Source organism: Pseudomonas sp. HMSC057H01 (genome assembly GCF_001836405.1).
Lineage (GTDB): Bacteria > Pseudomonadota > Gammaproteobacteria > Pseudomonadales > Pseudomonadaceae > Pseudomonas > Pseudomonas aeruginosa.
Genome location: NZ_KV828521.1, coordinates 117827 through 134982, shown reverse-complemented (window position 1 = coordinate 134982; position 17156 = coordinate 117827). Strand labels below are relative to the sequence as shown.

The following is a 17156-nucleotide window of genomic DNA, read 5'->3' as shown; positions in this document are numbered from 1 at the left end:
GGTCGCCGGGGGAGGTGAAGGGGGCGGCGCTGGCAAGAAGCGGCAGTAAAACCAAGCCAGCGACAACCGCTCGATAGCTAGAACGCAACATCCGATGTCCTGCGAGTTCCCTTCAATATCCACCGCATAGCTAAACGACATGGGCGTGTTGAGAGGGGATTAGTCCAAAAGTAGGAATGCTAATCCAAACAGGGACAGGAGGGAATGGCACTTTGCCTTCATTGCGTCGTCCTGGCTGTGCGGACGTTTCAGGATCGATGCGATGTCGTCATTTTCGTAATGGGAAGGACCTATCGGTCTCCAGGCAGCGCTCGGCCGGGTTCTGGTGAGCTGATTATTTGCGCTCGTGGCCCGGCAGAAAGAAGCCCCGCCAAGGCGGGGCTGCTTTGACGCAGACTCGAATTCACTTCACCGGCAGGTCCTTGCCCCACAGGCGCACCGCCTTGATCCCTTCCGCGCCGCCTTCGAAGACGAAGGTCTGGCGGATGCCGGCCTTGGCCGGGACGGTGACGTCGTCGGGGTTGGCGAGGGCGACCAGGGCGTTGGAGTAGCCATCGTTGTCGATCACCAGCAGCGCGCCGGTCTGGGTCAGGTTGATCAGGCGCACGGTGGCGTCGCCGTCGTTCTTGAAGCCGAGGGTGACGGCCAGTTGCTGGTCGCGCGGCTCGGTCTTGAGCACTTCGACCTGGCCGATCTCGGCGAAGCCGGCGTTGTCGGAGACCACCTTGGCGCCATCAGCGCCCTGGGCCGACTGGCGGCCGCTGGTGATGCCCTCGCTGACCCCGCCGAGGAGGTTCTTGCCGGTCTCGATGGCCGAGGACACCGCGGCCTTGGCCGCATCCTTGACCGAGCTGCCCTCCTCCGTGGCCACGGCGCTGCCGGCGGCCAGGGGCAGGAGCAGTCCCAATGCGGCGATCCTTGCGTTCATTCGTCCATCCTCTGGTGGTGTGGGAGGCAGCCAGACTAACAGCCGGCTAGCGGCCGTTCCAGTGGCGCGCCCGGCGCTTGCGCCACCAGATGTAGACACCGGTCAGCGACAGCCCGGCGATGGCCAGGCCGAGGGCGGCGATGGCGATGCGTCCCGGCAGGCCGGCGATGCGCCCGCCGTGGATCGGGTACTGCAAGCGGTAGAAACGCTCTCCCCAACTGCCCTGCCCGGCGACTTCCTGGCCGAGCAGGCGGCCGTCGCTGCCGTGGAAGAACAGCCAGGACTTGCCCATGGGGTCGTCGTGGTCGCCGAAGCCGGCGCCGAAGAAGTTGTATTCGAAGCTGTAGTACAGCTCGCCAATCGGCTCGGCGATGCCCAGCCGCGCCGCTTCGACGCTGGCCAACTGGAAGGTGCGGTCGTAGTCCAGGCGGGTCTCCCCCAGTTGCTCCCTGGGCAGCCGCCCGCGCGCCTCGTAGACGCTCGGTTCGATCGGCGAGAACAGCGATACCAGCGGCTTGAACACCTGGCTCGGCAGGTTCAGGGCGACGCTGCTCAGCGCCACCGGCGCCAGCAGCAGCCAGAGCCAGAGGCCGCCGGCGCGATGCAGGTCGAAGTTGAAGCGGTAGGCGTTGCCGCGCTTGATCTTCCAGGCGGTCGCCCACTTGCTCCAGAACGGCCGGCCGCGCGGCAGGGTCAGCCAGGCGCCGACGAAGCAGTCGAGGAACCAGAACATCGCCACCCCGCCCATCAGGTACAGGCCCCAGTTCCCCGGCAGGGTCAGGTTGTGGTGGAACTCCAGGACCCAGGGAACCAGGTTCGCCGGCTGGAAGCAGCAGGCCGCCCAGAGGCGCTTGCCGACTTCCTCGCCGCTGACCGGGTCGAGGTAGAACACGTCGTGCTCGACCTTGGCGCCGGCCTCGCGCGGCACGGTGGCGAGCAACGCCGGGTGCCCGCCCGCCTCGGGATACTCCATGTACCACACCAGTTGTCGCGGATAGCGTGACTCGACGCGTTGCACCAGGCTGCCCGGGGAAAGGCGCTCGCCGCCCTCGCCCACGGCGTAGAAGCCGGGGTTCAGCCATTCGTCGATTTCATGATGGAAGGCCAGCAGGCTGCCGGTGAGACCGGCGAGGAAAAGGAACAGCGCGGTAGCCAGACCGACATAGCGGTGCAGCAGAACCAGGACGGGGCGCATGGGGGCTCCAGGTAACCAGGGTACGGCCGGCGACGCCGGCGAATGCCCGGCGCGTACGTTGCGCGCCGGGCTGCTTGGCCGGTACCGCGGCGCTGGCGCCGGGGCCCGGGTGGACGGTCAGAACTGGTAGTTCACCGTCGCGGTGACGTTGCGCTTCTCGCCGAAGTAGCAGAAGTCCAGGCTGTAGCAGGACGCCACGTAGTCCTTGTCCAGCAGGTTGTTGGCATTGAGGCTGACGTCCAGGCCTTTCAGGCCGAGCTTGCCGAGGTCGTAGCCGATCCGCGCGTCGACCAGGGTGTAGTCCGGCACCCGCAAGGTGTTTTCCTTGTCCGCCCAGGTCTCGCCGACGTAGCGCGCGCCGCCGCCGATGCTCAGACCGCTGAGCGGGCCGGCGTCGAAGGCATAGTCGGCCCACAGCGATGCCATGTGCTTGGGCGCCTGGTTCGGCGTATGGCCCTGGTTGCCGTCCAGCGACTTGGTGTAGGTGATGTCGGTGTAGGTGTAGCTGCCGAGCAGCTTCAGGTTGTCGCTGAGCTGGGTATGGGCCTCCAGTTCGAGCCCCTGGGAGCGCACTTCGCCGACCGAGGTGTAGAAGTTGTCCTGGGGCTCCTTGGAGGCGACGTTTTCCTGGGTGATATGGAACAGCGAGGCGGTGTAGAAGCTGTTGCTGCCCGGCGCCTGGAACTTCAGGCCGAGTTCCCACTGCTTGCCCTCGGTGGGCGCCAGGGGCGTGCCGGAGGCGTCGGAATAGGCGTTCGGGTTGAACGACTCGGAGTAGCTGACGTAGGGCGCCAGGCCGTTGTCGAACAGGTACAGCGCGCCGATCCGCCCGGTGAATTTCTCCCAGTCGTCGTCGGCCTTGCTGCCGGTGCTGCGGTTCTTGTCGGTGACGCTGACCCAGTCCTGGCGCAGGCCGAGCGAGAAGCGCCACTGGTCGATGTCGATCAGGTCCTGGAGGTAGACGCCGGTCTGCTCCAGGCGGCGGGTGTGGTTGTCGTCCGGGAAATAGCTGATGGCGTCGTCGCCGTAGACCGGGTTGAACGCGTCCAGCGCCGAGGCCGAGCCGGAACGCCAGTCGACCACGGTGCGCCGGCGCTGATAGTCGAGGCCGGTGAGCAGGGTGTGGCGCGCCGCGCCGGTGGCGAATTCGGCCTGCAGCATGTTGTCGACGATATACGCCTGCAGGTGCTCGCGGGCGCCGCTGAAGTAGCGGTTCAGCTTGTTCGGCTCGCTGGCGCTCCAGCCGTAGGCGTAGACCTGCGACAAGTCGACGTCGGAGTCCAGGTAGCGGAAGTTCTGCCGCGCCGACCAGACGTCGTCGATGCGGTGCTCCAGCTGGTAGCCGAACATCCGCTGGGTGCGGTCGAAGTCGTCCTTGCTCGGCTCGCCATCGAAGAACTCGCGGGAGATGTGCCGGCCGTTGTGGTGCGACAGGGTGCCGTCGGCCGGTACGCCGCCGTGGTAGCCCCCGTTGGGATCGTGTTGCAGGTAGCCTTGCAGGGTCAGGGTGGTGTCATCGCTGAAGTCGATGGCCAGGGTCGGGGCGATGGCGTAGCGCTCCTCCTTGACGTGATCGAACTGGGTGTCCGAGCCCTTGCCGAGACCGACCAGGCGGTAGGCGATGCGCTTCTCCTCGTCGAGCGGCCCGCTGAAATCGAAGCCCATCTCCTTCTGGCCCATGTTGCCGATGCTGCCGGTGATCTGGCGGTAGTCCTCGTACAACGGCTTCTTGCTGGTCAGCGCCACCAGGCCGCCCGGCAGGCTACGGCCGTAGAGCACCGAGGACGGGCCCTTGAGCACATCGATGCGTTCGAGGAAGTACGGGTCGACCTGCATCGAGCTGAAGGTACCGCTGTCGCCCATGGCCTTGAGGCCGTCGAGGTAGATGTTGTCCACGCTGTTGTCGGCGAAGCCGCGCATCACCACGTAGTCGTAGCGGTTGGAGGCGCCGACCTGGCCGGTGAAGATGCCGGGGGTATAGCGCATCGCCTGCTGCACGGTCTTGGAGGCGGTGTCGTCGATCTGCTCGCGGGTGATCACCGAGACGGTCTGGCTGGTTTCCAGCAGCGGCTTGCTGGTCTTGGTGGCGATCTGGCTATGGGTGGCCAGGTAGCCATCGGTGCTGCCCAGGTTGTTGCCGAGGGCGAAGACTTCCACCGCCTGCATGTTCAGCACGTCGCCGTCCTTTGCCGGCGCCTCGCGCAAGACGAAGCTGCCGTCGCCCTGGTCTTCCGCTTCCAGCGGGGTGTCGGCGAGCAGCCGGGCCAGGCCCTGCTGCACGGTGAAACTGCCGCGCAACCCCTGGGAGCTGTAGCCACCGGTCTGCGCCGGAGTGGCCGAGAGGGTGATGCCGGCTTCGCGGGCGAAGCGGTTGAGCACGTCACCCAACTGTCCGGCGGGGATCGCATAGGGCCGCGCCTGTTCCGCCGCCGCTTCGGCGGCCGAGGCGCAGAGCGGCGCCGCGCCGGCCGCCATGGCCAGCGACAGCAGGGCCGCGCGCACCGAACGGCTCAGGCGCGAGGCGCGGGGGAAATCGAGGGACGACGGGGCATTGCGGAGGACGACGGCGGTGGCGGTCATGAACGGAATCCGTTGGAGTCGTTGAAGGGTGTTCAATCGATAAAGCCGGACCAGTCGCGGAAAGCCGACAAAAATAATGAAAATAATTTTCAGTGCGTTTCGCTCCGGGCGGAAGCAAGCGTCCACGCGGCCGCCGGCGCGACTCAGGCGGCGACCACCCTCACCCACCAGCGGGTATGCCGCTGCAGGCGCACCGGCAGGGTCCGCGCGAGCACCTGCAACAGCTTGTCGGTGTCGTCCAGGCGGTAGACCCCGGACAGACGCAGGTCGGCGACCTCCGCGGCGCAGCCGAGGTAGCCGTTGCGGTAGCGGCCGACCTCGGCGAGGAAGTCGGCCAGGCGCATGTCGCGGGTGACGATCAGGCCATCGGCCCAGGCCACGGCGTCCATCTGCGGCCGTTCGAGGCGCCGCACGCCGTCGGCGGCGATCCGATAGCTCTGCCCCGCCTCGGCCACCGGAGCCTGCAGCGGACGCGCGCCGAAGGCATCGATGCGCACCGAACCCTCGCTGACGCTGAGACAGGTGGCGGCATCTTGCAGGCGTACGTTGAAACGGGTGCCGAGGGCCTCGAACAGCCCTTGCGCGGTACGTACCCGCAGCGGCCTGTGCGTGGGCGATTGCGTATCGGCGCCGCTGGCGAGGAAGATCTCGCCGCGGGCGAGGAGGATCAGGCGCTGGCCGGCGTCGTAGCGCACGTCGACCGCGCTGTCGGTGTTCAGTTGCAGGCGGGTGCCGTCGACCAGCTCGATACTGCGTCGCTCGCCGGTGGCGGTGCTGTAGTCGGCGCTCAGGCGCTGCCAGGGCAGGCTGTCGCGACCGACCCAGGCCACGGCGCCGCCAGCCACCAGCAGCGACAGCAGTTTCAGCGCCTGGCGCCGCTGCAGGCGCTGCGCGCTGCTGTCCAGGGTGCCGTAGGCGACCCCGCCGGGCAGCGCCTTGAAGCGTCCGTGCAGTTCTTCGTTGAGCGCGCTGACCTGCTGCCAGGCCCGCTCGTGCTCGCCGTGCTCCGCGCGCCAGGCCGCGCAGGCGCGCTGCAGGCGATCGTCGGCCGGCTGCGAGCGCAGGCGGACCAGCCAGTGGATGGCCTGCCTGACCACCGCTTCGTCGACCCTACCGCGCGTCCCGTCCACGGCTCCGCTCATTCGCCGTAGCGCAGCAGGTAGCAGTGGTACAGCGCCTCGGCCACGTAGCGCTCGACGCTACGCTGGGAAACCCCCATGCGTTCGGCGATCTGCCGGTGGCTGAGGTCTTCGCACTGGGCCAGGAGGAAGGCGGTGCGGACCTTCGGCTTGAGCCCGTCGAGCATCCGCGAGATTTCCTCCAGCAGTTCCAGCACCAGTTCCCGCGCCTCGGGCGACGGCGCCTGTGCCTCGGGCAAGTGGGCGATGCTTTCGAGGTAGGCGCGCTGCAGTTCCTCGCGACGCCAGTGGTCGATCACCAGGCCGCGGGCGATGGTCCGCAGGAACGCGCGCGGCATGCCGATCTCGCGCAGTTCGCGCTTGAGCAGGATGCGCAGGAAGGTGTCCTGGGCCAGGTCCGCCGCGTCCGCCGCGCAGCCCAGCTTGCCGCGCAACCAGTTCTGCAACCAGCCATGGTGCTCGCTGTACAGCGCATGCATGGCGCGATGGTGGGCGCTGAGAAGGATCGGGGCGGACATGGGAAAGTCGGGGCGACACATGAATGATAATGAATCGCATTGTCGAGAAGCCGCGGCCTTTTTGCAATAGCACCCGCCGGCCGGCGCCCTACTCGGCCGCCGCGCCTTCGCGCAGGCAGGCCAGCAGGTCTTCGCTGGCGCGGTCGCGATGCGGTTCGTCGCGCCAGCACATACCCACCGCGCCCTCGCCGGGAATCTCCAGCGCCAGCCTGGCCACCAGGCCGAGCCCGGCGAGGTGCTCGACCACCCGCGCCGAGCCGATGGATAGCATGTCGCTGCCACGCAACAATTCGATGTTGGCCAGCATCGACGATGACTCCAGGCGGTAGGCCGGCGGCTGCCGGCCGCCCTGGGTCAGGGCCATGTCGAGCTTGCTGCGGATCGGCGAGCCGGGCGGCCAGACGATCCAGTCGTAGCGCCGCACGTCTTCCCAGTCCAGCGCGGCGGCCTGGGCCAGGGGGTGACCGGGCCGCGCCATCACCACGATCGCCTCGCTGTAGAGCACCTCGCAGCGCAGGCTGGCGCGCGGCGCATAGTTGTCCAGGCGCCCCACCACCACATCGAGCTGGCGTTTCTCCAGCCGTTCGAGAAGGCCGTTCATGGTGCCTTCGAGCAGTTCCACCTGGGCCCCGGGGTAGCGTCCGAGGAACGCCCGCAATGCGCGCGGCACCAGGCTCGGCGCGGAGGCCGGCGACGTGCCGAGGAGCACCCGGCTGCCGCTGCCGCTGCGCATCGCCTCGAGGTTCTGCCGCGCCCGCTCCATCTCGGTGAGCACGCGCTGGGCGTGGTTGAACAGAGTCATGCCGTAGGGCGTCGGGCGCAGGCCACGGGCGTGGCGCTCGAACAGCGGCGCGCCGACGTCCTCCTCCAGTTCCTTGAGCCACTTCGACAGGCCCGGTTGGGTGGTGTGTGCGGCCCGGGCGGTGCCGCTGAGGTTGCCGGTCTCCATCAGGCTGACCAGCAGTTGCAGGTGTTGCAGGCGCAGGCGGCGGGTCCAGTCCATCGCAAGCCATCCTCGAATACGTATAGGTCGATGTCTAAATATCATTATTCGGTTATGCCTTCACCTCGAATAATGACTACCAGACCGAGGCGGCCCCGCCTCCTCCCGCCGGAGATTCATCGGTATGCATAACGACAATTCCACCGAGAAGCGCGCCGACTTCTATCGACGCATCCGCCAGCAGCACCTCACCCCGCTCTGGGAAGCCCTGCACAACCTGGTCCCGGCGCAACCCGCCGGCGGCTGCCAGGCGGCGCTGTGGCGCTATCGCGAACTGCGCCCGTTCCTGCTCGAGGCAGGCGACCTGATCAGCGCCGAGGAAGCGGTGCGCCGCGTGCTGGTGCTGGAGAACCCGGACCTTCCCGGCCAGTCGGCGATCACCCCGAGCCTCTACGCCGGCCTGCAACTGATCCTGCCGGGCGAGATCGCCCCCAGCCACCGGCACACCCAGTCGGCCCTGCGCTTCGTCGTCGAGGGCTACGGCGCCTACACCTCGGTGGACGGCGAACGCACCCGCATGGAGCCGGGCAACTTCATCATCACTCCGTCCTGGACCTGGCACGACCACGGCAACCGCCCCGCCGCGGAAGGCGGCGAGCCGGTGGTCTGGCTGGACGGCCTGGACATCCCGATGCTGCGTTTCTTCGGCGCCACCTTCGCCGAGAGCTACGGCGAACCGGTGCAGCCGTTGCGACGTGGCGAAGGCGACAGCCTCGCCCGCTACGGCAGCAACATGCTGCCGCTGCGCCACCAGCCGACGACGCCGACCTCGCCGCTGTTCAGTTACCCCTACGCGCGCAGCCGCGAGGCCCTCGAGCGCCTGGCGCGCCTCGAACGGCCCGATCCCTGGGAAGGCCACAAGCTGCGCTACGTCAACCCGGCCACCGGCGGCTGGGCCATGCCGACCATCGCCACCTGCCTGCAACTGCTGCCGGCCGGCTTCCTCGGCCAACCCGCGCGCAGCACCGACGCCAGCGTCTATTCGGTGGTGGAAGGCAGCGGCGTGGCGCAAATCGGCGGCCGGCGCTTCGCCTTCGAGGCCAAGGATCTGTTCGTCGTGCCCTCCTGGGCCGAGCTGCGCCTGGAAGCCGGCGCCACCGACTGCGTGCTGTTCAGTTTCTCCGACCGTCCTGTGCAGCAGGCGCTCGGCATCCTCCGCGAATCCCGCGAACCCCTCGCCCACTGAAGGACCCGTCCCATGAGCCATCTCTTCGCGCCCGAAGCGCCCGTCAGCCTCACCATCCATGGCAGCGACCAGACCTTCCCGGTGCGGCGGGTCTACTGCGTCGGCCGCAACTACGCCGCCCACGCCCGGGAAATGGGCTTCGATCCCGAGCGCGAGCCGCCGTTCTTCTTCTGCAAGCCGGCCGACGCGGTGGTCCCGGTCGCCGCCGGCAGCACCCTGGAGCTGGCCTACCCGAGCCAGACCGGTAACTACCACTACGAGATCGAACTGGTGGCGGCGATCGGCAAGGGCGGCTGCGACATCCCCCTGGAGCAGGCCGAGGAACACGTCTGGGGCTACGCGGTGGGCCTGGACATGACCCGCCGCGACCTGCAGATGCGCATGCGCGAGATGGGCCGGCCCTGGGAGATCGGCAAGGCCTTCGACCGCTCGGCGCCGATCGGCCCGCTCTACCCTGCCAGCCAGGTCGGCCATCCGCGCCACGCCGCCATCAGCCTCCAGGTCGACGGCGAGGATCGCCAGCGCAGCGACATCGACCAGTTGATCTGGTCGGTGGCGGAAACCGTCAGCTACCTGTCGCGCTTCTTCGAGCTGCGCCCCGGCGACCTGGTCTTCACCGGCACCCCGGAAGGCGTCGGCGCGGTCGAGCGCGGCGAGCGGATGCTCGGCGCCATCGACGGCCTCGGCGAACTCAGCGTCCGCGTGGTCTGACCCACCGCCCGCGCACGGCGCGGGCCCACCCTGCCCTTCATCCGGGCCGTCGCCGCGGCGACGGCCGAGGAACGCTCATGCCTACGCCCGACAAGAACAACAAGATCGACGTCCAGGCCTTCATCGATGCGCAGGCGGTTTCCGCCTTCCAGTTGCGAGTCCTGTCGCTGTGCTTCCTGATCGTCGCCATGGACGGATTCGACACCGCCGCCATCGGCTTCATCGCCCCGGCCCTGGCCCACGACTGGCAACTGAGCCCGGCGCAACTCAGCCCGATCCTCGGCGCCGCACTGGCCGGCCTGGCCCTCGGCGCCTTCGCCGCCGGCCCGCTGGCCGACCGTTTCGGACGCAAGAGCGTGCTCCTGCTCTCGGTGCTGTTCTTCGGCGGCTGGAGCCTCGCCTCGGCCTACGCCGGTTCGGTGGAAACCCTGGCCCTGCTGCGCTTTTTCACCGGCCTCGGCCTGGGCGGGGCGATGCCCAACGCGATCACCCTGACCTCCGAATACTGCCCGCGCCGGCACCGCGCGCTGATGGTCACCGCAATGTTCTGCGGTTTCACCCTCGGCTCGGCGCTGGGCGGCCTGCTCGCCGCGCGGATGGTCCCGGCGCTGGGCTGGGAAAGCGTGCTGCTGCTCGGCGGCGGCCTGCCCCTGGCGAGCCTGCCGCTGCTCTGGGCATGCCTGCCGGAGTCGGTGCGCTTCCTCGCCCGCCGCGCACCGGACGCGGCGCGCCTGCGGCGCATCCTCGAACGCCTGGGGCGCCTGCCCGACGGCTGGGCCGGGCGCCTCGAACTGCCCGCCGACGAGTCCGACGGCACCTCGCCCCTGCGGCAGATCCTCGGCGCCGAGCTGCGCGGCGGCACCCTGCTGCTCTGGGCCACCTTTTTCATGGGCCTGCTGATCATCTACCTGCTGACCAACTGGCTGCCGACGCTGATCGGCGGCACCGGCTTCAGTCTCGGCGAGGCGGCGACGATCAGCGCCATGTTCCAGCTCGGCGGCACCCTCGGCGCACTCCTCCTGGGCAGCGCCATGGATCGCTTCGACGCGCACCGGGTGCTGAGCCTGGCCTACGTCGGCGGCGCCCTGTTCATCCTCGGCATCGCCAGCCTCTACCACAGCTTCGCCCTGCTGGCGCTGTGCGTCGCCGGCGTCGGTTTCTGCATCAGCGGCTCGCAGGTCGGCGCCAACGCCCTGGCCGCCGATTTCTATCCGACCCGCAGCCGCGCCACCGGGGTCAGCTGGGCCCTCGGCCTGGGCCGCATCGGCTCGATCGTCGGCTCCCTCAGCGGCGGCGCCCTGCTCGGCCTGGGCCTTGGCTTCAGCGGCATCCTCGCCCTGCTGGTGATCCCGGCGCTGCTCGCCGCCGTGGCCGTGCATCGCCTGGGCCGGCGCCGGGCCAGGCCTTCTTCCGTCACTCTCTGAACAGGACTTCCCATGCAGCTCTACAGCTTCTTCAACAGCTCCACGTCCTATCGGGTGCGTATCGCATTGGCCCTGAAAGGTCTGGATTACCAGGTAGTGCCGGTCAACCTGCGGCAGGGCGAGCAACTGCGCCCGGCCGACCGCCAGCGCAACCCGCTGGGCGCGCTGCCGACCCTGGTCGACGCCGACGGCCGTCGGTTCAGCCAGTCGCTGGCGATCATCGACTACCTCGACGCCGTGCAGCCCGAACCGCGCCTGATCCCTCTCGACCCACTGCATCGCGCCCAGGCGCTGGAACTGGCCCTGCTGGTGGCCTGCGACATCCATCCGCTGAACAACGTGCGGGTGCTCAAGTACCTGACCCAGGTCCTCGGCATAGACGCCGAGGACCGCCAGCGCTGGTACGCGCACTGGGTCGCCGAGGGCCTGGCGGCGGCGGAGACCCTGCTGAACCGACACCGTCGCGGCGCCTTCTTCGCCGGCACCGCAGCGGGCATCGTCGAGTGCTGCCTGGTGCCGCAACTGGCCAACGCCCGGCGCATGGGCTGTGTCCTGGCGCCCTACCCGGCGTTGCTCGAACTGGAGGGGCGCTGCCTGGCGCTCGAAGCCTTCCAGCGCGCCAGCCCCGAGCGCCAGCCCGACTACCTCCCGGACTGACGCGCTGCCCCGTGGAAAACAACAACAAGAAGGACACGCCCATGACCACCCGCATCCGGGCCAGCCTGCTGGCCCTGCCCCTGCTGCTGCCCTCGTTCCAGGCTATCGCCGCGCTGCCGGGGATGAACCTCGGCCAGACCTCCTTCCTCGACGGCAAGGCCCTGCCCGGCACGCTGTTCCAGCAGTTCGTGAATATCTACGAGGCCGACGACTTCATGGACGCCAACGGTCACCGGCGCCCGCTCGACAATCGCCTGCGCACCCTGCTCGCCACCAGCCACTTCGCCCACATCAGCCAGCACCAGCTGTTCGGCGCCTACTACGGCGCGGAAATCCTCGTCCCGGTGCTGCTCGCCGATCCCGACTTCGAACCCCACGCTGGCAGCGCCAACGGCCTCGGCAACCTGATCGTCAGTCCGTTCATCCTGCAATGGCCGCAGACCGAGCTGTTCGGCCGGCCCTACTGGCAGCGCCTGAACCTCGCCTTCCAGTTACCCACCGGGCGCTACGACAGGCATCGGGCGATCAATCCCGGCAGCAACCACTGGAGCTTCAACCCGCACTACGCGCTGACCTGGGAATTCGCCGAAGGCTGGGAAGCCAGCGCTCGCCTGCAGTACCTGTTGCCGGGCAAGAATCGCGACCCGGCGCCGCCGTTGGCCGACGACTACCTGCAGCCGGGCCAGGCGTTCCACGCCAACTACTCGGTATCGCTGGCGCTGGATGCGCATTGGCGAGTCGGGTTGTCCGGCTACAGCCTGCGACAGATCACCGACGAGCGGGTCGACGGGCACGACCGCCCGGACTCCCGCGAGCGGGTCGATGCCATCGGCCCGGCGCTGATGTTCGGCTGGGGCAAGTCGCGGCTGTTCCTCAACGCCTATCACGAATACGGCGCACGCAACCGCAGCGAGGGCAGCCGGCTGATCCTGCGCTACTCGCAGGTCTTCTGAGCGTCGCCTTCCGGGACGATCGGCAAGCGCTCCAGGGTGCGGAACACCGAGCTGCGCCGCCAGCGCAGGTCCGTCGGTTCCGAGGCCAGGGCGAAACGGCGACGCACCAGGCCGCGCAATGCGCATTGCAATTCGAGCCGGGCCAGGTACGCGCCCAGGCAGTAGTGCGGACCATGGGCGAACGCCACGTGCTGCTTGGCGTTCGCTCGCTGCAATTGCAGACGGTCGGGGGCGGCGAACATCTCCGGGTCGCGGTTCGCCGCGAGGAAGCTCAGCCAGACCTTCTCTCCAGGCGGAATCCGCTGGCCGCCGATCTCCACCTCCTCCAGGGTGCAACGCACGCCGCCGCGCACCGCGCCGTCGAAGCGCAGCAGTTCCTCCACCGCGTTCGCCACCAGCTCCGGGCACCGCCGCAGCAGATCGAGCTGGTCGGGATGGGTGAGCAGCGCCAGCGTAGCGTTGCCGACCATGCTGATGGTGGTTTCGAACGCGGCCATGAACACCATGGCATAGGCCGCCACCAGGCCCTCGAGGCCCAGTCCGGCCTCCAGCATCGCGGCGCCGTCGAGGATGCTCGGCGCTGCGCCGGGCGGCGGGCGCGAAGAGCCATCGCTCCAGCCGCGCGCCTGGCGTTGCAGGTAGTCGCTGAAGGCGGCCGCGCTGCGGTTGATCTGCCCGGCATCGCCGTGGCTGGCGGCGAGATCGAGCCCGGCGGCCAGGTCGCGGCCCCAGGGCAGCAGTTGCCCGGTGTCTTCGCGGGGAAAGCCGAACAGCTCGGCGGCCACCCGGATCGTCAGCGGTTCGGCGAAGTCCCTGAGCAGATCGGGCTCGCGGCGCTCCAGCAAGCTGTCGAGGAGCTCTTCCACCAGCGCCTCGATGCACGCCTCCCAGCGGCGCACGGCGTCGGGGCCGAAGGCCGGAGCGAACAGCCTGCGCAGGCGGGTGTGCCGCGGCGCGTCGTTGAACAGCATGAAGTTGTCGTAGAAGCGCGCCAGCGGTTGCAATTGCTGGTGGCCGAACCAGCTGGCGCCGCCCTGGCGGACGCCGGCGGCGCCAAGGCGAGCGGGGTCGGCGGAGAAACGGCGGTCGCGCAGGCACGCCGAGACATCGGCATAGCGACTGATCCACCAGATCGAGGCCTGGTCGCGGCAGACCGGCGCACGGGAGCGGATCAGCCGCAACAGCGGATAGGGATCGGCGACGAAGTCGGGATGGTAGGTGTGGATGTCGAAACCGTCGCTCCGCGGAGCGAGCGCCGGACGCTGAGCGTCATGGCGCGGCTGCGCGCTGCCTTCCTCGCTGAATGCGTCGTCCATGGCCCTTGCTCCGCTGGGTTGGCGTAACGCAGGGAGTATAGATGGCCGGCGGCTCGGCGCCGGCCCGGAGGATCAACGCGGACCGAGGATCTCCGCCAACTGGTCCGGCTGCGGCGCGCCCTGTTGCTGCTGCATGCGCCCCTCGGCATTGAGATAGAAGATCGCCGGGGTCGCCGCGGCGCCCATCGACTCCATCAGTTCCATGTTGCCGGCGAGCTGCTTGCGCACCGCCGCCGGGATCTTCGCCAGCGGCTTCAGGGTGCTGGCCTTGCCCGCCTGCTCATGGTCGTGCAGGGCCTTCTGCGGGTCCTTGCTGGCCAGCAGCGCGGCGGACTTGGCTTCGCTGTCCTCGCGGATGATGCCGACCATGATATGCCGCAACTGCACCTTGCCGGCATCCACCCAGGGTCGCGCCTGCTCCCAGAACATGGTGCAGTACGGGCAGTTCGGGTCGCTGAACAGGTAGACCACGCGCGGCGCGTCGGCACGGCCATCGGCGATCCAGGCGCTCTGCTCCATCTTCTGCCACATTTCCTTGGCCAGCGGCGCATACACCAGGCGCTCCAGCGGTTCGCGGCTGAGGTCCTTGCCCTGGGCGTCGAACAGGTGGCCGGTGAGTACGTGCTTGCCGTCGGGCGTTAGGTACAGCGCCATGCCCTGGTTCTGGTATTCGGCGGCGTAGCCGCGCAGGCCATCCGGGGCGTCGAAGCTGCCGAGGATGCGGGCGCCCTTCTCCTGGACCATGCGGATCGGTGCCGGCAGCTCCTCCGCCGCCGTGGCCAGGCCGGCGTTGAGGAGGGTCAGGCCCAGGCCAAGGGTGATCAGGTTGCGCGGCAGTCTCATTCGGAACTCCTGGTTGCGGGGGCGGCAGCGGCCGGCTCGAAGGCTTCGAGGTAGCGCGCCAGGCTGCCGCGGGACAGTTCGCCGAGATGGCTGCCCAGCAGGCGGCCCTCGGCGGTGTAGAAAACGGTGGTGGGCAAGGCGACCGAGCCGACCTGCTGGCCAAGCTGCCCGCCGTTGTCGAACAGCAGGTTGTCCAGGCGCAGGTTCTCGCCCTGGAGGAAATGGCGCACGGTCTCGGCGCTCTCGCCCTGGTTGGCGAAGAGGAACACCACGTCGGGATTCTCCGCCTGCGCCTGTTGCAGCACCGGCATCTCACGCCGACACGGCGGGCACCAGCTGGCCCAGAGGTTGATCACCAGCGGGCGGCCCCGGAAATCGGCCAGTTGCACCGACTCGCCGGCGGCGTTGCGCAGGCTCAGTTCGGGCAGGCGCGTACCGCGCTCGTAGATGCCCAGGCCCAGGCTGCCAAGCAGCCAGAACGCCAGCCCGAGGCTGGCGCCGACACCCAGCGAGCGACGTAGCGCCGGTCGCCGCCAGGCCCAGAACAGCGCGCCGAGCACGGCGGCGAGCAGGCCTGGCCAGGCGAGGAAACCGCCATCGCGGATATCCAGCATCTGTGCGAAGTCGCCACGGTACTGCGGCCAGTAGCGCACCACGAAGGCCAGGCGCGCCACCAGCAGGCCGAGCAACAACAGGTTGAACAGCACCGGCTCGGCGTTGCGCCCGCCGCCGCGCGCCGCCAGCCAACCACCGAGCAGCGCGGCGCCGAGGGCGAGGAACAGCAGCAGGTGTTGCAGCGAGACCACCAGCGGCCCCAGGGAAAAACTCAGCATCAGCCGCGCTCCCGGGTCGCCTGCCAATGGGCGAGGAAGCCGCCGGCGTCGACTTCGCCGGTCAACCGGCGCGCGCGGCGCTCCTCACCTTCCGGACCGATCCAGATCAGGCTCGGCGGGCCGGGTACCTGGTAGCGGCGCAGCAGCTCGCGGCTGGCGGCGTTGTCCGCGGTCACGTCGAGCCGCAGCAGGCGCACGCCCTGCAGGGCGGCGAGCACATCGGGTTTGGCGAACACCTGTTTCTCCATGATCCGGCAGGACACGCACCAGTCAGCGTAGTAGTCGAGCAGCACCCATTGTCCCTCGGCCTTGGCCGCAGCCAACTGACGGTCCAGCTCGGCCGGCTGGCTGACCGTGAGGAACGCCTCATGCGCGCTGGCCGTCGGCGTAGCGCCCCGGTTCGCCGCCGCATACACCTGTAGCGGACGCCAGGGGTCGTCTGCCCCGGCCGCGGCGCCCAGCAGCATCGCCGCGCCCCAGAGACCGAAGATGCAGCCCGCCGCGCCGAACAGCACCGCGTGCCGTGCCAGGCCTCGCGCCGTGTGCAGCGCGGCGTAGGCCAGGACCAGCAGCAACGCGCCGCCAAGGCCGATCCACAGCGCCTCGCCGAGCAGCGGACGCAGGAGTATCCAGGCGGTGCCGAGGAAAAGGAAGCCGAACACGCCCTTGACCAGGTTCATCCAGGGACCGGGCTTGGGCAGGAAGCGGCTGCCGACCGTCACCAGCAGCAACAGCGGCATGCCGATGCCGAGGCCCAGGCTGAACAGCACCAGGCCGCCATGCAGGGCATTGCCGGTCTGCGCGATATAGAGCAAGGCGCCGGCCAGCGGCGCGGTCATGCACGGCCCCACCAGCAGCCCGGACAACGCGCCGAGCGCGGCCGCGCCGGCCAGGCTGCCGCCCTTGCGGCCGCGACTGAGACCGTCGAGGCGGTCGCGCAGGGCCGCCGGCAGTTGCAGTTCGAAGAAGCCGAACATCGGCAGCGCGAGGAACACGAACAGCGCGGCGAAGCTGCCCAGCAGCCACGGCTGTTGCAGCCAGGCCTGCAGGTTGCCGCCAAGCAGCGCCGCGACCACCCCGAGTCCGGCGTAGACCAGCGCCATGCTCAGCACGTAGCTACCGGCCAGCAACAGGCCGCGACGAGGGCGGGCGCCGCTGCCGACCACCAGCCCGGCGAGGATCGGCAGCATCGGCAGCGAACAGGGAGCGAACGCCAGCAACAGGCCGAGGCCGAAGAACAGCAACAGGCTCCAGGCCAGGTTGCCGGCCTGCAGGCTGCCGGCCAGGCCCTGGTCCTCGGCGACTTCGCCGCTCGTCCCGGCGACGGCGGCGGCAGGGCCGGTACCGCCCAGGTCGAGCGCCTGGCTCTGCGGCGGATAGCACAGGCCGGCGTCAGCGCAGCCCTGCCAGCCCAGGCGCAGTTGTCCGGCGGCGGCCGCCGGCAGGGTCAGTTCCAGGCTCTGGCGATAGACCTGCGACTCGCCGAAGAACTCGTCGCTGTGGCTTTCGCCCGGCGGCAGCTGCGGCTGCAAGGCCGGGTCGAGTCCGTCGAAGCGCAGGCGCTTCTGGTACAGGTAGTAGCCCGGCGCGATCTGCCAGCGCAGTTGCACCTGGCCGTCGTCGAGGCGCTCCCAGGTGAAGCGGAAGGCTTTCTCCACCGGCAGGAAATCCGTCTGCGTCGCGCCGCGCGGCGCGAACAGGTCGTCGCCCGGTTGCGCCTGGGACAGGCCCGGCAGCAGGAACATCAGGAGCAGGATCAACACACGCATGGATAACGCCTTCTACGATGAACTCGGCGGCAGCATGGCCAGCGACGATTAACAGGCCGTTAACGCGGCCACGGGAAAACCCCGGCGACGCGCCGGGCGGG

16 protein-coding genes are annotated in these 17156 nt (G+C 69.1%); 5 read left to right on the top strand and 11 right to left on the bottom strand.

Going from position 1 to position 17156, the window contains the following annotated elements; translation table 11 throughout:
* The 7 genes from HMPREF2581_RS33700 to HMPREF2581_RS29525 form a co-directional block, all read right to left on the bottom strand.
* On the bottom strand, positions 1 to 91 hold a 91-nt coding region (locus tag HMPREF2581_RS33700; RefSeq protein ID WP_228491289.1), incomplete at its 3' end, for a hypothetical protein.
* 312 nt (positions 92 to 403) lie between these two features.
* Positions 404 to 928 carry a hypothetical protein gene (locus HMPREF2581_RS29550; RefSeq protein ID WP_003139145.1) on the bottom strand — a complete coding sequence of 175 codons (525 nt, stop codon included), beginning with the start codon at positions 926 to 928 and terminating at the stop codon, positions 404 to 406.
* Between the two features lie 46 nt (positions 929 to 974).
* Positions 975 to 2123: a PepSY-associated TM helix domain-containing protein gene (locus HMPREF2581_RS29545; protein WP_003089766.1), complete on the bottom strand. Its 1149-nt coding sequence runs from the start codon at positions 2121 to 2123 to the stop codon at positions 975 to 977.
* A 117-nt stretch (positions 2124 to 2240) separates the two neighbouring features.
* The gene (gene foxA / locus HMPREF2581_RS29540) at positions 2241 to 4703 is read right to left on the bottom strand and encodes a ferrioxamine receptor FoxA (protein WP_003116885.1); all 2463 of its coding nucleotides are present in this window, start codon (positions 4701 to 4703) and stop codon (positions 2241 to 2243) included.
* A gap of 143 nt (positions 4704 to 4846) precedes the next feature.
* The gene (gene foxR / locus HMPREF2581_RS29535; RefSeq protein WP_003111631.1) at positions 4847 to 5833 is read right to left on the bottom strand and encodes an anti-sigma factor FoxR; all 987 of its coding nucleotides are present in this window, start codon (positions 5831 to 5833) and stop codon (positions 4847 to 4849) included.
* 8 nt (positions 5834 to 5841) lie between these two features.
* On the bottom strand, positions 5842 to 6360 hold the full coding sequence (locus HMPREF2581_RS29530; RefSeq protein ID WP_003089775.1) for a sigma-70 family RNA polymerase sigma factor: 519 nt from the start codon (positions 6358 to 6360) through the stop codon (positions 5842 to 5844).
* Positions 6361 to 6448: 88 nt separating this feature from the next.
* Entirely contained in the window at positions 6449 to 7363 is a 915-nt protein-coding gene (locus HMPREF2581_RS29525) for a LysR family transcriptional regulator (protein ID WP_003089777.1), read from the bottom strand.
* Between the two features lie 124 nt (positions 7364 to 7487).
* On the opposite strand from HMPREF2581_RS29525, the gene gtdA reads away from it, so the two are divergent.
* From gtdA to HMPREF2581_RS29500, 5 genes are all read left to right on the top strand, one after another.
* Positions 7488 to 8549, top strand: a complete 1062-nt coding sequence (gene gtdA, locus HMPREF2581_RS29520) for a gentisate 1,2-dioxygenase (RefSeq protein ID WP_003139142.1) — start codon at positions 7488 to 7490, stop codon at positions 8547 to 8549.
* Between the two features lie 12 nt (positions 8550 to 8561).
* Positions 8562 to 9260 (top strand): fumarylacetoacetate hydrolase family protein, encoded by a 699-nt coding sequence (locus HMPREF2581_RS29515; protein ID WP_003116882.1) that lies wholly within the window; start codon positions 8562 to 8564, stop codon positions 9258 to 9260.
* Positions 9261 to 9337: 77 nt separating this feature from the next.
* Positions 9338 to 10684 (top strand): MFS transporter, encoded by a 1347-nt coding sequence (locus HMPREF2581_RS29510; RefSeq protein ID WP_003139140.1) that lies wholly within the window; start codon positions 9338 to 9340, stop codon positions 10682 to 10684.
* A 12-nt stretch (positions 10685 to 10696) separates the two neighbouring features.
* Positions 10697 to 11341, top strand: coding sequence for a maleylacetoacetate isomerase (maiA, locus tag HMPREF2581_RS29505; RefSeq protein WP_003139138.1), 645 nt, complete (start codon positions 10697 to 10699; stop codon positions 11339 to 11341).
* A gap of 41 nt (positions 11342 to 11382) precedes the next feature.
* Complete coding sequence (locus tag HMPREF2581_RS29500) at positions 11383 to 12294, top strand: SphA family protein (RefSeq protein WP_003139136.1); 912 nt, start codon at positions 11383 to 11385, stop codon at positions 12292 to 12294.
* Here HMPREF2581_RS29500 and HMPREF2581_RS29495 read toward each other — a convergent pair.
* The 4 genes from HMPREF2581_RS29495 to dsbD all read right to left on the bottom strand — a co-directional run bounded on the left by HMPREF2581_RS29495 (position 12276) and on the right by dsbD (position 17055).
* Positions 12276 to 13610 carry a cytochrome P450 gene (locus HMPREF2581_RS29495; RefSeq protein WP_003139135.1) on the bottom strand — a complete coding sequence of 445 codons (1335 nt, stop codon included), beginning with the start codon at positions 13608 to 13610 and terminating at the stop codon, positions 12276 to 12278. The genes HMPREF2581_RS29500 and HMPREF2581_RS29495 overlap by 19 nt on opposite strands.
* A gap of 72 nt (positions 13611 to 13682) precedes the next feature.
* Positions 13683 to 14453: a thiol:disulfide interchange protein DsbG gene (gene dsbG, locus HMPREF2581_RS29490; protein ID WP_003089790.1), complete on the bottom strand. Its 771-nt coding sequence runs from the start codon at positions 14451 to 14453 to the stop codon at positions 13683 to 13685.
* Complete coding sequence (locus HMPREF2581_RS29485; protein ID WP_003089792.1) at positions 14450 to 15286, bottom strand: TlpA family protein disulfide reductase; 837 nt, start codon at positions 15284 to 15286, stop codon at positions 14450 to 14452. The genes dsbG and HMPREF2581_RS29485 overlap by 4 nt, the downstream gene beginning before the upstream one ends.
* Positions 15286 to 17055: a protein-disulfide reductase DsbD gene (gene dsbD / locus HMPREF2581_RS29480; RefSeq protein ID WP_003139132.1), complete on the bottom strand. Its 1770-nt coding sequence runs from the start codon at positions 17053 to 17055 to the stop codon at positions 15286 to 15288. The genes HMPREF2581_RS29485 and dsbD overlap by 1 nt, the downstream gene beginning before the upstream one ends.
* Positions 17056 to 17156 lie beyond the last annotated feature (101 nt).

What these genes read in the sequence shown, in the direction of transcription:
- HMPREF2581_RS29515 (WP_003116882.1), top strand. Translation starts at nt 8,562, where the DNA reads ATGAGCCATCTCTTCGCGCCCGAAGCGCCCGTCAGCCTCACCATCCAT.
- maiA (WP_003139138.1), top strand. Translation starts at nt 10,697, where the DNA reads ATGCAGCTCTACAGCTTCTTCAACAGCTCCACGTCCTATCGGGTGCGT.
- dsbD (WP_003139132.1), bottom strand. Translation starts at nt 17,055, where the DNA reads ATGCGTGTGTTGATCCTGCTCCTGATGTTCCTGCTGCCGGGCCTGTCC.
- gtdA (WP_003139142.1), top strand. Translation starts at nt 7,488, where the DNA reads ATGCATAACGACAATTCCACCGAGAAGCGCGCCGACTTCTATCGACGC.
- HMPREF2581_RS29500 (WP_003139136.1), top strand. Translation starts at nt 11,383, where the DNA reads ATGACCACCCGCATCCGGGCCAGCCTGCTGGCCCTGCCCCTGCTGCTG.
- HMPREF2581_RS29530 (WP_003089775.1), bottom strand. Translation starts at nt 6,360, where the DNA reads ATGTCCGCCCCGATCCTTCTCAGCGCCCACCATCGCGCCATGCATGCG.
- HMPREF2581_RS29550 (WP_003139145.1), bottom strand. Translation starts at nt 928, where the DNA reads ATGAACGCAAGGATCGCCGCATTGGGACTGCTCCTGCCCCTGGCCGCC.
- HMPREF2581_RS29485 (WP_003089792.1), bottom strand. Translation starts at nt 15,286, where the DNA reads ATGCTGAGTTTTTCCCTGGGGCCGCTGGTGGTCTCGCTGCAACACCTG.
- dsbG (WP_003089790.1), bottom strand. Translation starts at nt 14,453, where the DNA reads ATGAGACTGCCGCGCAACCTGATCACCCTTGGCCTGGGCCTGACCCTC.
- HMPREF2581_RS29545 (WP_003089766.1), bottom strand. Translation starts at nt 2,123, where the DNA reads ATGCGCCCCGTCCTGGTTCTGCTGCACCGCTATGTCGGTCTGGCTACC.
- foxA (WP_003116885.1), bottom strand. Translation starts at nt 4,703, where the DNA reads ATGACCGCCACCGCCGTCGTCCTCCGCAATGCCCCGTCGTCCCTCGAT.
- HMPREF2581_RS29525 (WP_003089777.1), bottom strand. Translation starts at nt 7,363, where the DNA reads ATGGACTGGACCCGCCGCCTGCGCCTGCAACACCTGCAACTGCTGGTC.
- HMPREF2581_RS29495 (WP_003139135.1), bottom strand. Translation starts at nt 13,610, where the DNA reads ATGGACGACGCATTCAGCGAGGAAGGCAGCGCGCAGCCGCGCCATGAC.
- HMPREF2581_RS29510 (WP_003139140.1), top strand. Translation starts at nt 9,338, where the DNA reads ATGCCTACGCCCGACAAGAACAACAAGATCGACGTCCAGGCCTTCATC.